This window comes from Alteromonas sp. CI.11.F.A3, assembly GCF_032925565.1.
GTDB lineage: Bacteria > Pseudomonadota > Gammaproteobacteria > Enterobacterales > Alteromonadaceae > Alteromonas.
The window spans coordinates 2,726,553-2,742,900 of record NZ_CP136708.1; the positions used below are offsets into that span (position 1 = coordinate 2,726,553).

A 16,348-nucleotide genomic window follows, 5' to 3' on the forward strand; every position below is an offset into this window, starting at 1 on the left:
ACCCGCTAACTTAGTAAACGCACAATTAACTACGTGACGTTAGGTATTCGTGAACTGAGTTGGCATCGCGCTCAACAGAGAACTTAATTAAGTTAACACCATTACATGTTAAACCGTCTTCTGCAGTAACCATGCGTAATACTTCACGTTGGCTAGCGCCAATACGACCTACGTTACGGGCAAGGTTTGAACGCAATACTTTAATATCATCAAGTACAACCGCTTTACAGAAGCCAGAAAATTGTGTTTCGCCTACAAAGCGAACGTCTTTTTCTGGGGCAGCGTTAGCGTTAACAGCAAAAGCTAGTGCAGCAGTAGCCGCTAAAGTTTTAAGTAATTTCATCATTAGATCCTCAAAGGTTTTGGCAAACTCGTAAAAGCAGTTCAAGGAAGGTATTCCCTGAGTGCCCTTTATTTATGACCTAAAATGGAAATTAATGCTGTTTAAAGATTGTATAAGGTGAGTAAACTAACGGTAAATCAGAATGTTACTAAGTCTTTAATAAACTATACGCCTGATTTATATAGAATTATTAGTTTGAATTATAACGGTTCGTTATAGGAGAGGGATTTTTACTATTAAAAAGGTCTAAAACTTTTGTCTATTACTGTACAAAAAAAAGCCTTCTGTATGAAATTTTCACAAAAAAAGACGAGTTAACTTGATGCAATCAGGTAAACCCGCCTCATTTTGTTGTAATAAAACTACATTTTAATCATATTTTCTTGCGCGTTTTGTAGAAATGGCGTCAATGTAAGCATGCCATGATGCATACCCGATAAGTGGCATTAATATGATAAAGCCAACGAACCCGGTTACAAAACCAATGGCGACCGCCGTAAATATAATGGCGCCCCATATAAGCATGGGAACTTTGTTTACCCATACTGCGTTAACACTAGTCAGTAACGCCGTGGCCAAATCGACTTTTCGTTCCATTAATATAGGTTGAGTGAACGCAGTCACAAATAACATGGCTAAGGTGAAACCCGCACCGACTATTGAACCCAGTACCAGAAATGGCATCAAACTCTCAAGGGTGGTTTCAATGTTCGAAGGATACAATGCGTGAATAAGTGATGCTACACGAAGCCAAAAAATCATCATTACCATTAGCAAGATGCCAAACCCCCACTCATTTACAGCGTTTCTTCGCATCGCTCGCAATGAATGCATAAAGGTAGGCTTGTGCCCTTTTTCTAATTCCCAGCTTACATCATATAAACCTGCAGCTAAGAAAGGGCCAATCAACATGAAACACACAATGGCAGGCATTATCACTAGATGCCAACCTGTCATTTCTACCAAGTACATTATGAACCAAGGGATTACGGCAAACATAACGCCATACACCGCGGTTAAAATAGGTGTACGCATTGCGTCACGTAAACCAAGTGAGAGCCATTTTATAGGATCGCCTATATCGAGTTCCTTACAAGGGATCACCCTTGCAATACCGCTTTGAGTTATCGCATTTTCTGGGGTTTCTTTAAAATGGTGCGACATAATGAGAACTACCTCTGCTATTACACGTAAAAGGTGTTGGCGCGCCCATCCTAATGCGCCGTACTTATACGATAGGCCGATTTACTCAATTTTACAATTAATTAACAAGATTTTAGCCTTTTTGATAAGTTTTTATTTCTAATTGGCTGTTAATTGGTGACTTTAATTTATGAAGTTTTTTTTAATATTGTGTTTAACAATCAATTTTTAGGTGTTTTCAGTCAGTTTTATGATGTAAACCACAATTAGCCGTACACTTTTCAACCAAATCGAAATATTTTTCACGTTTAGCGCTAAATTAGGCTTCGCAAGGGTATGTGGTTTACGTTAACCTCAAGGTCTGTAAATTAACCAGATAGACCATGAAAACTGTATCTCGCTCACACAAATTAGATAACGTTTGTTATGACATTCGCGGCCCCATTGCGGCACAAGCTAAAAAAATGGAAGATGAAGGCCACCGTATTTTAAAACTAAATATTGGTAACCCTGCCCCATTTGGCTTTGAAGCCCCCGACGATATTCTTAAAGACGTTATTCATAACCTGCCCACTTCTCAAGGATATTCAGATTCAACGGGAATTTACGCAGCACGTGTGGCCGTTATGCAGTACTACCAGCAGCGCAATATTCAGCATATTCGCGTAGACGATGTTTACATTGGTAACGGCGTTAGCGAATTGATAATGATGGCCATGCAAGCGCTACTTAATCATGGCGACGAAGTACTGATCCCAAGCCCTGATTATCCACTGTGGACCGCCGCGGTAAGTTTGTCATCAGGCTCTCCGGTACATTATCGTTGTGATGAACAAGCGGGCTGGTTCCCTGACTTAGATGACATCAAAAGCAAAATCACCAGCAAAACTCGGGCTATTGTATTAATTAACCCAAATAACCCTACTGGCGCTGTTTACGATAAAGCCTTGTTGCAAGACGTTGTCAATTTGGCAAGAGAACATGGCTTGGTTGTTTTCAGTGATGAAATTTACGATAAAATTTTATACGACGATGCCGAACATACCTGTATTGCCTCTCTTGCTGACGATGTATTTTTCGTTACCTTTGGTGGCCTGTCTAAAAACTACCGCGTAGCAGGTTTTCGCTCTGGTTGGTTAGTGGTCAGCGGCAACAAACGCTTAGCAAAAGACTATATTGAAGGCTTAAATATTCTTTCTTCAATGCGAATGTGTGCAAACGTGCCTTGCCAAAGTGCGATTCAAACGGCGTTAGGTGGGTATCAGAGCATCAATGACCTAGTGAAAGACACGGGTCGTCTGCGTATTCAGCGCGATGTGGCGGTAGACATGCTTAACAGCATCGATGGCATACACTGCGTTAAACCCAAAGGCGCGATGTACTGTTTTGCCCGAGTTGATGAGAAAAAATTCAACATAAACAATGATGAGCAGATGATTTTAGATTTGCTGCGCGCTGAGAAGATTCTATTGGTACACGGTAAAGCGTTTAATCTGACTGACGGCGTTTATTTCCGTTTAGTGTTTTTACCGCATAGTGATGTGCTAGTTCCGGCACTTCACCGTATAGGTAACTTCTTTCAACACTATCAACAAGGCGCTTAACGTGTCAGATAAAAGTCATTTTTTTGCTCACCTTGCCCGATTAAAGCTTATTAATCGCTGGCCACTTATGCACAATGTACGTACTGAAAATGTTCAGGAGCACAGCTTACAAGTGGCCATGGTGGCGCATGCCCTCGCTTTAATAAAGAACAAGTTTTTTGGCGGAACAATAAATGCAGAACGCATTGCGACTATCGCGATGTTTCACGATGTGTCTGAGGTATTAACGGGCGATTTACCAACACCGGTAAAATACTATAATCCAGACATCAAGCACGAATATAAAAAGATTGAAAAGATAGCTGAAAATATTTTAATCGATATGGCACCAGACGCATTCAAAGAAGATTACGCTTCACTCATTGATGCTAATTTTCACACTGAAGAAGAAGCTTTTATTGTTAAAGCTGCCGATGTGCTATGTGCCTACTTGAAAACCTTAGAAGAACTTTCAGCGGGAAACCAAGAATTCAAACTGGCTAAAAAGCGGTTAGATAAGATTTTGAAAGAGTATCACTCAGATGAAGTCGATTATTTCTTAACTCGCTATGTGCCGAGCTTTTCGCTTAGTTTAGACGAAATAACCCAGGAAGAAATTTAGAAAAGGAACACACTGTGACAGTACACAAGTGGGAACAAGATTTACACGCACGCAGACTGCCGCGCAGTGTTTCTCGCGATGGCGATCATCGTAATCCCTACCAGCGAGATAAAGCTCGCGTACTGCACAGTGCCGCTTTTCGACGTTTACAAGCCAAGACCCAAGTATTAGGTGTTGGCCTTAGTGACTTTTATCGCACTCGCCTTACTCACTCTTTAGAAGCCGCGCAAATAGGCACTGGCATTACCGCCCAATTAAGCGGTAAGTTTCCAGATATCGCCAGCAAATTAGCCCTTGATCCCACGCTTATAGAAACCTTGTGCTTAGCCCATGATATAGGCCACCCGCCATTTGGTCACGGTGGTGAAATTGCCCTTCATTATATGATGCACGAACATGGCGGCTTTGAAGGAAACGGACAAACGTTTCGTATAATTACTCAGTTAGAGCCCTACACTGCCGAGCATGGCATGAACTTATGCCGCCGAAGTGTATTGGGTCTTGTGAAATACCCCAATTTTATTGATACCCTAACAGCCCCTAAGGTTAACGGTGAACGCCCCGCTTCATTACGCCAAGTAAAAGCCAGCGAATGGCATCCACCTAAAGGCTTGTTTCGTTGTGACGAACCTTTATTCGATTGGTTACTAGCGCCGTTTAGCGCCTCTGACAAAGACAGGTTAATGTCTTTTAATCAATTTGATACCAAGCACAGTAAAACCCGTTTTAAGTCTTTTGATTGCTCAATTATGGAGCTTGCGGATGATATCGCCTACGGCATCCACGATTTAGAAGACGCGATTGTAATGGACATGGTGAACCGACAAGACTTTGTTAGCGATGTCACCCTTCCGATAAAAGCACTAGAGATAAAATGGTTATCAGATAACATTGATGAACTTACCGAGAAGCTTTTCAGCAAAGCCCATCACGAGCGCAAAAACGCCATTGGCGCTCTGGTAAATAGTTTTATTACGGCTATAGAAATCGCCGATGTAGAAGGCTTTGCGCATCCACTGCTTGCCTATAATGCTAAAATGCCTAACGATTTCGAAAGTGGTTTAGAGCTATTTAAGCGGTTTGTGTATAAAAAAGTTATTCGACGCCCTGATGTACAGCAGCTTGAATATAAAGGCCAAATGGTAGTGATGGAGTTATTAGAAGCCTTTAGTTCTGATCCTGAACGCCTATTGCCTGAAAACACCCAAGAGCGCTGGTTAAAAGCCTGCGAACAACATAACGGCATGCGAGTGCTTGCTGATTATATTTCCGGTATGACCGATGAGTTTGCCTCACGGTTATATGGAACACTCTTTTCCCCTCGACAAGGTGGCATTCAAGACAGCTTCCATATCTAGCGTTAAGTGTGGAATAAGGTTATTTAGCTATGTTACGCAAGACTAATCCTTAACCGCATCAGCAACAGTTTTTGCCGTTACAACTTGGTTCACGCTCCCTTGAATAACTACGGTGGCTGATATTTTATCCTGAATGGCCTGTCTGTTTGGATCCCAGTAAACCTGTAAAAAGCCTAATAGCCCCGTCGCAAAACCGGCTCCGTAGCCGCCGTACCGGCCAAAGCAATCAAGCATGCCAAGTGGCTCTCCGCTTAGCGAAACCACGCGAATATTACATACTTTTTTACCTGGAGTTTGCCCGCGCCAAAGTAACGAGAACAAGGTAAAGTAAACAGCAGCCCAACCAAAACCAAGACCTAGGTCTTGAATAATGCCTTTGCCCCACTGCACAATACTGGTTACAGGTGTTGTGTCGTTTTCGCTTGTATTTTCGTTTGTATCTTGGCCCGCAATACTCTCTGGCGCTAAATCTAAATTTTCAATATCATCTGCGGCAATAGGTTCATCGTCAGCTATGGCCATTAAGTGCAATAGCGATCGAGTAACTTGACTATTTCCAGCGTTTTCAATTTCAGCAAGCTCAGGCAATTGAGCAAACAATTTAGCGCTAGCAGCACTTTGGCAAATATCGTCGCAGTTTTTATCGTCGCCAGTTTGCGCTAAATATGTGCGTATTATTGATCTATCATGCTCACTTAACTCATCATTCTGTTCAGATGTGTTTATTTGTGTTCCTTGTAGAGTGCTATCGCCTTCAAAGAAGTCTATTGCTAATGAGAGTACCGTTAGCGAGCTTACAAATAAAAAGCTGGCTGCAAAAAGCTTTAGGGTTCTGCGCCAAAACGAAGACATTTTAGGAAGGTATTGTTGTGCTGTGCCTTTATAAAAAGCCATAGCAGCAACAAAGGCAATTAACGTTGCGCTAAGCTTTGCAGCCATAAATATTAAACTGACATCAATGATAATTGCTATTGCGCGTCTAATAGGCGGAGCCAAAGGAATGCCTAATAGCGCTTGGTCAACTTTAAAGGCATACGGGGTGATCACATCTCTGGTTTCAGAATCTGACAGCGCTAATTGCTCTATTTCGTTGGCTTTCATTTTTATACTTGTTATTACAATACCTAAACCATTTAAGTTACGCGCTTTTCATTTTTAGCTCAAGCTAAAGCTATTGATTACTATGTATAAAAAAGCATAATGCGTTTAATTAGCATCATTTATTACCACAGCGTTTCGTTGAGTTCTTTTTAATTCATGAAATTTTATTCTTATTAAATGGGTCTTCATTTATACGCGTTAAATCTGTAGTTACTTTTTATAAAATTCGCGTGTGTATTACATGGTGCAATCTTAAAACCCTGCCTTCACGTAAGTAATGTAATCTCGGTGCCTTCGCGCGAAGTCGACGTTACCTGCTTTTGCGTTTTTAATGTCTAAGCGCGCTCAATAATTATGGTGTAAGTATGTCTAAACCTTTTAAGCCTTCAGTAAAGCTAACCGACAATCATGTTACCGATGAAAATGTTTATCTTAATCGTCGTAAGTTATTAAAGTCTCTTGGCTTTGTAGGTGCGTCCGCGTTGCTTTCAAACTCTGCAAATGCAGCTGGGTGGTTTTGGGAAGACGATGAGGAACAAGCAAAGGCATTCAAAACCCAAGCGCTTAAATTTAGTCAGCCTGAAAAGTACCAAATTAGCGAAACCCAAACCCCAGAATCCAAAGCGACTTCTTATAATAACTTTTATGAGTTTGGCACTGCCAAAGATGAGCCTGTTAAAAACGCGCAAGAATTCGATACATCTGAATGGACATTAAAAGTCGATGGGCTGGTGAACAAACCACTCACACTGAATCTTGATGATTTAACAAAGCGTTTTCCTCTTGAAGAGCGAATCTATCGCCTTCGTTGTGTAGAAGCTTGGTCTATGGTTATTCCTTGGATTGGTTATGAGTTAGGCGCGTTATTAAAAGCTGCAGAGCCCTTGTCGTCAGCTAAATATGTGGCCTTTGAAACCTTATACGAGCCTGAGCACATGCCCGGGCAACGCAACCGTTTCCTTGGTGGGGGTATTGAATACCCTTATGTTGAAGGTCTGCGTTTAGATGAAGCTATGCACCCTCTCACGCTGATGTCGGTAGGCCTTTATGGTAAAACCCTACCGCCGCAAAATGGCGCTCCTGTTCGTTTAGTGGTGCCATGGAAATACGGTTTTAAAAGTATTAAGTCGATTGTGCGCATTCGGTTGACCGATAAGCAGCCCCCCACTACGTGGAACCGTTTAGCGTTTAACGAATACGGCTTTTACGCTAATGTGAACCCAGATGTATCACACCCTCGTTGGAGCCAAGCTAGCGAACGCCGTATTACCACCGGTGGATTACTATCACGTAATAGAATACCTACCGAAATGTACAATGGTTACAGTGAAGTGGCGCCGCTTTATGCAAACATGGACTTAACGCGTAACTTCTAATGAAATTATTTAAAAAACCAGTTCGTGTTTCAAATTTAGCTCGCAGGGGCTTAAAAGGTGTTATTCACTTATTATCACTCGGGTATCTCGTTGGGTTATTTTATGCGGGGATAACCGATAATTTAGGCCCTGATCCTGTTGATACCTTGTTGAATGAAACCGGTATATGGGCAATACACCTTTTGCTTATTACCCTGATGTTAAGCCCATTAGCAAAAATACTGCCTAGTCCTGAGCCAATTAAGTTTAGGCGAATGCTTGGGATATATAGCTTTGTCTATGCGTTGTCACATTTTGCGACTTACATTCTGTTCGAACTGCAACTGGATATGAGTTTGATTGCTACCGAGCTGGTTAAACGCCCCTATATTGTCGTAGGGCTAACCGCCTTGCTTTTACTCTTCGTATTAACAATAACGTCTTTTCAAAAAATACGTCGAAGCATGGGCAAGCGTTGGCAGATTTTACACAACAGTATTTATTTAATAGTCCCTTTGGCGTTACTTCACTTTTCGTGGTCACAAAAAACCATATGGCAAGAACCCATATGGTATTGGCTGTTTGCCTTTGTATTGTTATTTAACCGAATTAAAGGCTTGGTGACTACAGCACTTAAAAAGCATGCTCGCAGTAAAAATCGGAAACACGCTACTCAGACTTAACACGTACTAGGGTGGAATCAGCGAGTGATAAAAAACAACAGCGCGGCATATCGCGCTGTTTTGCTAATTCCTACTATTAATAAGAAAAACCAAAAGCGCGTACGCAAGGTGCCCGCTAACAGAGTTAATGGGTCGCCAATAATTGGCACCCAGGCTAATAGTAATGACCATTTCCCCCATTTTTTATACATGACTTCAGCCCGCATAAAGGTAGTGTGAGAAACGCGCAGCAATTTTGTTGCTACCAATTGGCCGTAGCGAAAGCCCAATACATAATTGACGATTGAACCCAACACGTTACCAAAAGAAGCAACAATCAGTAACAAAAGCGCAGATGAGCCATTTAGCGCCAAAGTGGTTAATACAAGCTCAGAGCTTAACGGTAATATTGTGGCAGCAAGAAATGCTGAAACAAACATACCTATATACCCTAGTGCTATTAAACTGCTCACTGAAAATTACGCCTTATTTTTTGCTGCTAGGTTCACCCCGACGTGTTTAACCTAGTGAAATTCTGTGCGGATGTAGTTTACCTAAGTCGCCAATTTAGTCATTAAGTTTGCTTACCTATTGATGGCAGTACTTTTGCGCTCTAGCAGCTGTGCTGCTGAAGACATTGATATTGCGTCATTTATGCGCAAATAACTCCCCCTCGATAAATCGCTATTTCAATTCAAAAGTATTTGAGAAGTATGCATTGTGTGAAAAAAACACAATTTAATGCTTGCAATCCTTTTAACTTAAAACTACTGTATACGCATACACACTGTATATATAACCAGCCCAAAAGATAACTTACGAAAAGGTAACGCTATGAACACTTCACCAATTGCACGTTTACAGGCATTACGTACCTCAGTGACCAATAAGTCTGTTTCAAGCACCGCTATTTCTAACGTTGTACAACTCCCCTTACCTTTCGAAGGTTATCCAGGCGAAGGGAAAGGTGGCACAAGTAAAGGTTGGAATTATCTATTAGCCGATTCAGTGTCATTTTCAAAAGAAGTCAACCACGCCATTCGTATTCAAAAACCTGAAAAGGAAAAAATGCCAGAGTGGATAAGCAAGCTGATAACCGGCGGTCAGTGTAAAACACTGTATGTTGAAAATATTGATTTAGATTTACAGCCTACCGACAGCGATATGATTAGAAAGCTTTGCGAACTTTATTCAGTATGTTTGGTAAATGTAAGAGTAGATTCAGCGTTAAATGAAGGCAACCTTGCAGTAGGACCATGGTAATTCGCTTAATTTACCGTTAGCATTGCGCCCGCGTATATATTCAATAGCGCACTGCTAACTTGGTTGTAAAAAATTATGCGATGTTATTGCTGTTCAAATTTGCCATTTTCTTCATGTTGTGAACCTTTTTTAAAAGGGCAAGCCAAACCTCAAACTGCTGCTCAGTTAATGCGTTCTCGTTTTTCTGCCTATGCCAGTAAGCAATTCGATTATGTACTGGCTACCTACACAAAGGAGCGTCAACCTGAATTAAGTGTTGATGAATTAACTGCTAATGCAGCTAATTCCACGTGGTTTGCACTGGAAGTGGGTGAAACTGGAAATGTCTCGCTTATTGCCCAAGCTGAAGGGGTAGCTGAGGCCGCAACACAAAATAATGAAGGGGCGACAGATACGGTAGATTTCATCGCTTATTATTTTGAAAACAAAAATCTTTATCAGTTACATGAAACTTCGAACTTTATTGTTGAAGATGGCCAGTGGCGCTACCACGACGGTATACTTCACGATGATTGCGGCAAAGTAAAATACGGTCGTAACTTACCCTGCCTTTGCGGTAGCGGGAAAAAGTTTAAGCAATGCTGTGCAACGAAATCACGGTAGTGCCTATTTGACCACGGTAGTGGCTGCTTAAGCACCGGAGTGGTCACTTAAGCACCGGAGTGGTTATTTAAGCCGCGTTGCCCCCCCTATTCTGTGTTAATACAAAACGCTTTTAAAGCTGTTTAACAGCACCTCATTTTATTTAAGATGTCCAAAACCCGAAGTAATTTAACCTGTTAGCTCGGGCCTTTGGACAGTTTAATTCCATTCTTTTTATTCATAGTTTTCATCTTTCACATCGCTTCATATAAGCAGATTGCTTCTAAGTCAGAACGATTACCTAATAATTTTATATTTCAAAATCGAAGATTATGAGCAAAACTCATCATTTTATGAAATTAAATCATTTTTATTCATCAATAAATCTGCGTATAAAACCCTCTCTGCTCGACACAACTAACGTATTGCATTCGTTTTTAATTCGCCGCTACAGGCTTAATTGGAAAATACAGAACAGTTGTACTGAGCAAAAAAATTTGGGTTTATGTTCACAAATGGAATGTCAGATCACCATGAATAACACTTTTACTTTTTCGCTTAATCGCGTTTGTTTTGATGAGAATTACCGTCCATCTGACAACACACGTATCACCACCAACTTTGCTAACTTGGCTAGGGGCAATCGACGTCAGGATAATCTTCGAAACGCATTACAGATGATAGACAATCGTTTCAATGCACTTGCGTATTGGGACAATGTTAACGGCGATCGTTATTCGGCAAAGCTTGAAATTATATCGGTTGATATTGATGTTGAAGGTAACGGTTCTACCTTTCCTACTATTGAAATACTAAAAACAAATATTCTTGATCGCAAAACTAATACAACTATTGAAGGAATTGTGGGAAACAATTTCTCGTCTTATGTACGAGACTACGATTTTAGCGTGATCTTATCCGAGCACAATAAAAACCAAACCCAATTTAGTATTCCCAAGGATTTTGGTGATTTACATGGGAAGTTGTTTAAAGCATTCGTAAATTCAGGCGTTTACAAAGAAAGTTTCAGTAAATCGCCTGTTATCTGCCTAAGTGTTTCTGAAAACAAAACTTACCAAAGAACTGAAAATCAACACCCTGTATTAGGTTTTGAATATCTTCCTGATGGCTCATCGTTAACTGAGCAGTATTTTCAAAAGATGGGCCTGCAGGTTCGCTATTTCATGCCGCCTAATAGCGTTGCACCTTTGGCATTTTATCATTTTGGCGATCTACTAAACGATTACACCAATCTTGAGCTGATAAGCACCATTAGCACCATGGAAACATTCCAAAAGATTTATCGCCCTGAGATTTACAACGCTAACGCGGTTGCCGGAAGAGTGTATCAACCTAATTTAAAACACCAAGATCATTCACTCACACAAATAGAATATGACCGAGAAGAACGTAATCACTTAGCGGCTCAGCAAGGTAAGTTTGTTGAAGAGAATTTCATCAAGCCTTATCACAATATTCTTCAGCAATGGTCTGCAAACTGCGCCCTTTAACTCATTCAAACGTGTAGTACATATTATGAAAAAATTATTACCTACTTCAATCGCCGGCAGTCTGCCTAAACCGTCTTGGCTTGCACAACCTGAAACACTTTGGTCACCTTGGAAATTAGACGGTGATGAACTGACTCAGGGCAAGCAAGACGCGTTACGTCTTTCGTTACTTAATCAGCGACAATCTGGTGTTGATATCATTAGTGATGGTGAACAAACTCGCCAACATTTCGTTACCACTTTTATTGAGCATTTAAACGGTGTTGATTTTCAGCAGCGTAAAACGGTAAAAATCCGCGATAGATATGATGCCAGTGTACCTATGGTGGTTGGTGAAGTGACTCGCCAAAAAGCGGTGTTTGTTGATGATGCTAAATTTCTTCGTCAACAAACTGATCAGCCCATTAAATGGGCACTTCCTGGCCCCATGACTATGGTAGATACCCTTTACGACAGTCATTACAAAAGTCGCGAAAAGCTTGCCTGGGAATTTGCGAAAATATTAAACCAAGAAGCCAAAGAGTTGGAAGCTGCAGGCGTTGATATTATTCAGTTTGATGAACCTGCATTTAATGTCTTTTTCGATGAAGTGAATGATTGGGGAATAGCGGCACTTGAACGTGCTGCTGAAGGGCTAAAGTGTGAAACTGCCGTTCATATTTGCTATGGCTATGGCATTAAAGCCAACACCGACTGGAAAAAATCATTGGGCGCAGAGTGGAGACAATACGAAGAGATTTTTCCAAAATTGCAATCGTCTTCTATCGACCTCATTTCACTAGAATGTCAGAATTCTCGAGTTCCCATGGAGTTAATCGAGTTGCTTCGTGGCAAAAAAGTCATGGTTGGTGCCATTGATGTAGCCACCAATGCTATTGAAACACCAGAAGAAGTCGCTAACACGCTTAGAAAGGCCCTACAGTTTGTGGATGCCGACAAACTACTCCCTTGTACAAACTGTGGCATGGTGCCTTTGTCACAACATGTAACACGCGGAAAACTCAACGCGTTGAGTGCAGGAGCTGAAATTATTAGGCAAGAACTGACGCGTTAATGTTAACGTCCTAATTACTATTACAGAGCTGACACTGAGTTTGCATTTGCGCTTACTCAACTTTGTTGGTCAGCTCTGCTTAGCCCGCTAGCCAATGAATAATATTAAGTAAAAATCGTTCGTTTTGTTCAGCCCCCACCGACCTCATACCATGCTTCTTACCTGTTCGAGTATCGATTTGAGAAGAAAACATCATGCCTTCAGAAAACACCGCAACTCGCCCCTTGCCCAATTCCAACAAGGCACCCTGACTCCAGCCTTCGATATCTCTTCGAGGCGTGCTTGACGTTATTTCAAAAGGAACTTCTGGCTCAATAGATACCGCACGTGGCCCAAAAGTTAACAATGAAATAGCCGCTTCTGGTAGTAAAAAAGCAGCGCCGCCAAATGTTTTAACTTGAATCACTTCTTTTGTGTGCAACTGACTGTTTAATAATAATGTAAATGCGCCATGTGGACTTTCTTGCATAAAAACCGGAACTTCGACATGGTTTGGGCGTTTAGCTTCAGGATTGTCTTCAGAATTAGCATTAGCACTAGAATTATCATCTTGCGTAGCATCTTCATGTGCATAGGTTACTGCGTGGCTAATTAGAGTACCCGTTGCTTTGTTAAACAATGTTGCCTTAACGTGGCCATTGGTAAACGTGAAGCCCAGTGCTGTTGCTAGGCTTTCAATCACTTTAGGAAAAGGGGCGTGATCAGCAATAAGAAAAAGAGAACCGCCTTTACGTACCCACTCAACCACATCAGTCACTTCCTCATTAGTTAGCGCTTGGTCAAACGGGGGTTGCCAGTTGCTTCGTTTTTTATCAAGGGCGTTGGCGATAACAAGAATATCCACATTTTTAAGGGCCTGTTGGCTGAAACTTACCTTGTTTGATTCAACCGTGACGCCGTCGCTGAGCAACACTTTAGCGAAGGGCTTAAAACGATTATTAATGGTAAGAAAATTGTAGTGAGCTTCATCAACCATTACCACTGGGCTGAAATTTGCGGTGTAAGTCGCTGCTCGCTTGTAGGGTTCAAATGTCGCGTCTGCTTGCTGAGGGCTCTCAGTGCACGAAACCACTAAAAGCACATTGAAAAGAGTAGTTATTCTCGCCATAGCTTTCATTAACACATCCTTATGAATAACTTCTAAAGTAAAAAGAATAAAAATAAAGCTAAATATTTCATAGCATTAAACACATATTCGACTGTCATTAGATTATTTTCTAATCATTTTGTAATTTTTATTTTTTATCCGTGACTATAGCTTTGAAGGTTAATTAATAATCACCAACCCATACACAGGGATTCACAATGACGGCACAAACTTCAGTAAATCAAAATGAGTTAGCATTAAAAACCAACAAAACTTTCGAGAATAATAAAACTCGCGTTGAAGATAATGCGTGGTTCACACAAGGTTGGCAGCTATTTAAACAGGCGCCTTTTTCGTTATTTGTTCTTATGCTGAGCCCGTTAATTATTGAAGGCCTGCTGCAGCTATTAGCTGGCCCCGTAGCGCTAGTTCTATCAAAATGGATGATGGTGCCCGTTATTGGCGCTACGTGGCTCTGCATTCATCACTTGGCAACAAAAGGAAAAGTATGGTCATTCTCTGCAATAAGCAATGCATCATGGGGAAAATTTTTACTTATTAGCCCTCTCCTTTTGCTCCCCTTTTTAAGTCAGCTTATGTTTTCTTGGTTACTACTTGGAAGTAGCGGTGTAGATTTACTTTTATTCCAACAGTTTATTGATATAAGCGCACATACGTTAGGCTTAATATTTTCATCGGCAGTCCCACTCATAATGCTATTACTTTTTGTTGCGCCACTAATGCTAATAGCTAAGCGCTCATTCAAACAAAGCATGACAACAACCTTTTCGATTGTTTCTGCACAGCCTACATCTATCGCCATATTGTTCGCGCTAAACACCTTGGTTATTTACTTTGCGCCTCACACTTTTGGTTTGTCTGTGTTACTTGCAAGCCCAGTACTTGCATGTATCCACTATGGGGCTATTAAGGCAAATCTAAGCCAAATCTAGGCCAAATCTAAGCCATATGTAAATGATAAATAACTTTTAAAATAAACCAACAAAAAGGCCGCTCATGTCAGCGGTCTTTTTCAACCTTTACCACTTACAATATTTTACTCATGCCATTTTTCGTAAATACACCCTATAGATCACTGCTATCACTAGACATACGCTAGCCGGCGCAATAAGCGAGAAAAACTGAAACATGCCAAACAGAATAGCGCCCGCTGTACCACCAAAAATGAAACCGGTAATAATGAGTAAGAATAGCTTGGCTTTTCTGGTATCTAGCTTTTCTCCTCGGCACAAGGCGCCAAGCATAATACCTAAATCGGTGAAAATACCGGTAACGTGAGTGGTTCGAATAATAGCGCCGCTATAGGTTGTAGCTAACGCATTTTGAAGCCCGCAGGCCGCTGAAGCAAAAAAATGGCCGATAAACTGTTCGTTATACAAAAACGCCAGTGCAACAAGCAATAAAAGCGCTTCTATCACAAGAGCAGTGTCGTAATGTCGCCCCAGTTTTAATGTAAACCCATGCAGTAAGAAGCCTGCAATGGAAGCGCCAGCAAGGAAGGAAAGCAAGACGCCTACAAGATGAAATGCATTTTGCAAAGAGCCTTGATAAACACCAGTACCTAGTAAAGTGGCAGTACCTGATAGGTGCGATACAGATTGATGGTCAAAACCAAGCAGCCCAATCGCGTTCACATAACCCGCCACCAGCGCTAAAATAAACGCGCCGAATTCTACCCACTTAGGTAGCTGTGAAATCATGATACCTCGCCTATTTCGTATTCAGATAAGACAAGCATACTCGTAACAACACAGAATCAATCTGACCAATATCAATAAAAGCCGTGATAATAGACGCTTATGTGTCTATCAGCAGCACTGACATAGTTTGAATATCATAGCTTAAATACATGATATAAATACATAGATTAGCGCAGTAATAGCTCGCCTTGTACAGGAACGTATTTACTCGCGGCCTTTATAAGAGAAACCGAAGTGAGTTCTTGAACGCCATACACTTCTACCTCTTTACCTTTATCTACTAGCTTACTGGCCAGCAAATCAAAGTCGCCATCCCCTGTGGCAAATACAATGGTGTCAGCTAATTCAGCGTACTCCATAGCATCAATGGTAATGCCTACATCCCAATCGCCTTTCGCTGAACCATCGGCACGCTGAATGAATGGTTTTAACTTCACTTCAAAGCCAATACCACGCAGGATATTTTGAAACTCTCGCTGCTTTGTATCGCCGCGCTCAATAGCATACGCCACCGCTTTCACCACGTTCCGACCTTCGGTAGCTGTGCGCCAAAACTGATTGTAGTCAAAATTGCACTTGTGAATTTGTCGGGTGGTGTAGTAAATATTCTGAACGTCGACGAAAAGCGCAACGTTATCCATGGTTATTCCTTATGAGAGCGAGAAGGCTCAGTCTTTTTGGTGTTAATGACTAGCTTGCCTTTAGCGCGAGTAGATTAGCTAAATGTACGAATATATAACGCTTCAACTTTGTCTCTCGCCCACTGAGTTTTTCGCAAAAACTTCAGTGAAGATTTAACAGAAGGGTCGTTGTTGAAACAGTTCACCCTAATTTCTGCGTACAAGCCTTCCCATTGATAATGTTCAACGAGACGAACAAGGATTTTTTCAAGGGTAAGCCCGTGAAGAGGGTTGTTTGGCTGCTGTTGGTTCATAATGCTAATTCCGAATAGAAACAAATACG

General features: G+C 41.3%; 18 protein-coding genes. 10 read left to right on the forward strand and 8 right to left on the reverse strand.

Annotated features, from left to right (window positions below; translation table 11 throughout):
• Window positions 1-25: 25 nt before the first annotated feature.
• Both R1T43_RS11760 and R1T43_RS11765 read right to left on the reverse strand, forming a co-directional pair.
• Window positions 26-343 (reverse strand): DUF3718 domain-containing protein, encoded by a 318-nt coding sequence (locus tag R1T43_RS11760; RefSeq protein WP_057792150.1) that lies wholly within the window; start codon window positions 341-343, stop codon window positions 26-28.
• 369 nt (window positions 344-712) lie between these two features.
• On the reverse strand, window positions 713-1,507 hold the full coding sequence (locus tag R1T43_RS11765) for a DUF2189 domain-containing protein (RefSeq protein WP_057792152.1): 795 nt from the start codon (window positions 1,505-1,507) through the stop codon (window positions 713-715).
• A 362-nt stretch (window positions 1,508-1,869) separates the two neighbouring features.
• Here R1T43_RS11765 and R1T43_RS11770 point away from each other — a divergent pair, with 362 nt between their 5' ends.
• The 3 genes from R1T43_RS11770 to R1T43_RS11780 are packed head-to-tail and all read left to right on the forward strand — an operon-like array spanning window position 1,870 to window position 5,049.
• Window positions 1,870-3,090, forward strand: coding sequence for a pyridoxal phosphate-dependent aminotransferase (locus R1T43_RS11770; protein WP_057792153.1), 1,221 nt, complete (start codon window positions 1,870-1,872; stop codon window positions 3,088-3,090).
• A 1-nt stretch (window position 3,091) separates the two neighbouring features.
• Entirely contained in the window at window positions 3,092-3,691 is a 600-nt protein-coding gene (gene yfbR, locus R1T43_RS11775; RefSeq protein WP_317349079.1) for a 5'-deoxynucleotidase, read from the forward strand.
• Between the two features lie 14 nt (window positions 3,692-3,705).
• Complete coding sequence (locus R1T43_RS11780; RefSeq protein ID WP_317349081.1) at window positions 3,706-5,049, forward strand: anti-phage deoxyguanosine triphosphatase; 1,344 nt, start codon at window positions 3,706-3,708, stop codon at window positions 5,047-5,049.
• 42 nt (window positions 5,050-5,091) lie between these two features.
• On the opposite strand, the gene R1T43_RS11785 is transcribed toward R1T43_RS11780, so the two are convergent.
• Window positions 5,092-6,150 carry an RDD family protein gene (locus R1T43_RS11785; protein WP_317349083.1) on the reverse strand — a complete coding sequence of 353 codons (1,059 nt, stop codon included), beginning with the start codon at window positions 6,148-6,150 and terminating at the stop codon, window positions 5,092-5,094.
• 365 nt (window positions 6,151-6,515) lie between these two features.
• Here R1T43_RS11785 and msrP point away from each other — a divergent pair, with 365 nt between their 5' ends.
• Together msrP and R1T43_RS11795 are read left to right on the forward strand one after the other, a co-directional pair.
• Window positions 6,516-7,526, forward strand: coding sequence for a protein-methionine-sulfoxide reductase catalytic subunit MsrP (gene msrP, locus R1T43_RS11790; protein WP_317349085.1), 1,011 nt, complete (start codon window positions 6,516-6,518; stop codon window positions 7,524-7,526).
• Window positions 7,526-8,188, forward strand: a complete 663-nt coding sequence (locus R1T43_RS11795) for a protein-methionine-sulfoxide reductase heme-binding subunit MsrQ (RefSeq protein ID WP_317349087.1) — start codon at window positions 7,526-7,528, stop codon at window positions 8,186-8,188. Before msrP ends, R1T43_RS11795 begins: the two co-directional genes overlap by 1 nt.
• 17 nt (window positions 8,189-8,205) lie before the next feature.
• Here R1T43_RS11795 and R1T43_RS11800 read toward each other — a convergent pair whose 3' ends face one another.
• A complete protein-coding gene (locus R1T43_RS11800; RefSeq protein WP_317355797.1) occupies window positions 8,206-8,607 on the reverse strand; it encodes a YqaA family protein in 402 nt (133 codons plus the stop codon).
• Window positions 8,608-9,001: 394 nt separating this feature from the next.
• Here R1T43_RS11800 and R1T43_RS11805 point away from each other — a divergent pair, with 394 nt between their 5' ends.
• The 4 genes from R1T43_RS11805 to R1T43_RS11820 all read left to right on the forward strand — a co-directional run bounded on the left by R1T43_RS11805 (window position 9,002) and on the right by R1T43_RS11820 (window position 12,577).
• On the forward strand, window positions 9,002-9,430 hold the full coding sequence (locus R1T43_RS11805) for a deoxyguanosinetriphosphate triphosphohydrolase (protein WP_211070807.1): 429 nt from the start codon (window positions 9,002-9,004) through the stop codon (window positions 9,428-9,430).
• 168 nt (window positions 9,431-9,598) lie between these two features.
• Window positions 9,599-10,033, forward strand: a complete 435-nt coding sequence (locus R1T43_RS11810) for a YchJ family protein (RefSeq protein ID WP_317349090.1) — start codon at window positions 9,599-9,601, stop codon at window positions 10,031-10,033.
• A 512-nt stretch (window positions 10,034-10,545) separates the two neighbouring features.
• Complete coding sequence (locus R1T43_RS11815; RefSeq protein WP_317349093.1) at window positions 10,546-11,523, forward strand: DUF1852 domain-containing protein; 978 nt, start codon at window positions 10,546-10,548, stop codon at window positions 11,521-11,523.
• 25 nt (window positions 11,524-11,548) lie between these two features.
• Window positions 11,549-12,577: a methionine synthase gene (locus tag R1T43_RS11820; RefSeq protein ID WP_211070804.1), complete on the forward strand. Its 1,029-nt coding sequence runs from the start codon at window positions 11,549-11,551 to the stop codon at window positions 12,575-12,577.
• Window positions 12,578-12,656: 79 nt separating this feature from the next.
• Here the strand turns inward: R1T43_RS11820 and R1T43_RS11825 are convergent, their stop codons facing one another.
• Window positions 12,657-13,694 carry a DUF4350 domain-containing protein gene (locus R1T43_RS11825; protein ID WP_317349097.1) on the reverse strand — a complete coding sequence of 346 codons (1,038 nt, stop codon included), beginning with the start codon at window positions 13,692-13,694 and terminating at the stop codon, window positions 12,657-12,659.
• A 188-nt stretch (window positions 13,695-13,882) separates the two neighbouring features.
• Here R1T43_RS11825 and R1T43_RS11830 point away from each other — a divergent pair, with 188 nt between their 5' ends.
• Complete coding sequence (locus R1T43_RS11830; RefSeq protein ID WP_317349098.1) at window positions 13,883-14,617, forward strand: hypothetical protein; 735 nt, start codon at window positions 13,883-13,885, stop codon at window positions 14,615-14,617.
• Between the two features lie 108 nt (window positions 14,618-14,725).
• Here R1T43_RS11830 and R1T43_RS11835 read toward each other — a convergent pair whose 3' ends face one another.
• From R1T43_RS11835 to R1T43_RS11845, 3 genes are all read right to left on the reverse strand, one after another.
• Window positions 14,726-15,385, reverse strand: a complete 660-nt coding sequence (locus R1T43_RS11835) for a YoaK family protein (RefSeq protein ID WP_317349101.1) — start codon at window positions 15,383-15,385, stop codon at window positions 14,726-14,728.
• Between the two features lie 167 nt (window positions 15,386-15,552).
• Complete coding sequence (locus R1T43_RS11840; protein ID WP_211070800.1) at window positions 15,553-16,026, reverse strand: NYN domain-containing protein; 474 nt, start codon at window positions 16,024-16,026, stop codon at window positions 15,553-15,555.
• A gap of 74 nt (window positions 16,027-16,100) precedes the next feature.
• On the reverse strand, window positions 16,101-16,319 hold the full coding sequence (locus tag R1T43_RS11845; protein ID WP_057792179.1) for a VF530 family DNA-binding protein: 219 nt from the start codon (window positions 16,317-16,319) through the stop codon (window positions 16,101-16,103).
• Window positions 16,320-16,348 lie beyond the last annotated feature (29 nt).

Coding starts and splice junctions, on each gene's coding strand:
- R1T43_RS11785 (WP_317349083.1), bottom strand. CDS start 6,150: ATGAAAGCCAACGAAATAGAGCAATTAGCGCTGTCAGATTCTGAAACC.
- R1T43_RS11760 (WP_057792150.1), bottom strand. CDS start 343: ATGAAATTACTTAAAACTTTAGCGGCTACTGCTGCACTAGCTTTTGCT.
- R1T43_RS11835 (WP_317349101.1), bottom strand. CDS start 15,385: ATGATTTCACAGCTACCTAAGTGGGTAGAATTCGGCGCGTTTATTTTA.
- R1T43_RS11795 (WP_317349087.1), top strand. CDS start 7,526: ATGAAATTATTTAAAAAACCAGTTCGTGTTTCAAATTTAGCTCGCAGG.
- R1T43_RS11810 (WP_317349090.1), top strand. CDS start 9,599: ATGCGTTCTCGTTTTTCTGCCTATGCCAGTAAGCAATTCGATTATGTA.
- R1T43_RS11825 (WP_317349097.1), bottom strand. CDS start 13,694: ATGAAAGCTATGGCGAGAATAACTACTCTTTTCAATGTGCTTTTAGTG.
- R1T43_RS11765 (WP_057792152.1), bottom strand. CDS start 1,507: ATGTCGCACCATTTTAAAGAAACCCCAGAAAATGCGATAACTCAAAGC.
- R1T43_RS11840 (WP_211070800.1), bottom strand. CDS start 16,026: ATGGATAACGTTGCGCTTTTCGTCGACGTTCAGAATATTTACTACACC.
- R1T43_RS11830 (WP_317349098.1), top strand. CDS start 13,883: ATGACGGCACAAACTTCAGTAAATCAAAATGAGTTAGCATTAAAAACC.
- R1T43_RS11815 (WP_317349093.1), top strand. CDS start 10,546: ATGAATAACACTTTTACTTTTTCGCTTAATCGCGTTTGTTTTGATGAG.
- R1T43_RS11845 (WP_057792179.1), bottom strand. CDS start 16,319: ATGAACCAACAGCAGCCAAACAACCCTCTTCACGGGCTTACCCTTGAA.
- R1T43_RS11800 (WP_317355797.1), bottom strand. CDS start 8,607: ATGTTTGTTTCAGCATTTCTTGCTGCCACAATATTACCGTTAAGCTCT.
- msrP (WP_317349085.1), top strand. CDS start 6,516: ATGTCTAAACCTTTTAAGCCTTCAGTAAAGCTAACCGACAATCATGTT.
- R1T43_RS11820 (WP_211070804.1), top strand. CDS start 11,549: ATGAAAAAATTATTACCTACTTCAATCGCCGGCAGTCTGCCTAAACCG.
- R1T43_RS11805 (WP_211070807.1), top strand. CDS start 9,002: ATGAACACTTCACCAATTGCACGTTTACAGGCATTACGTACCTCAGTG.
- R1T43_RS11770 (WP_057792153.1), top strand. CDS start 1,870: ATGAAAACTGTATCTCGCTCACACAAATTAGATAACGTTTGTTATGAC.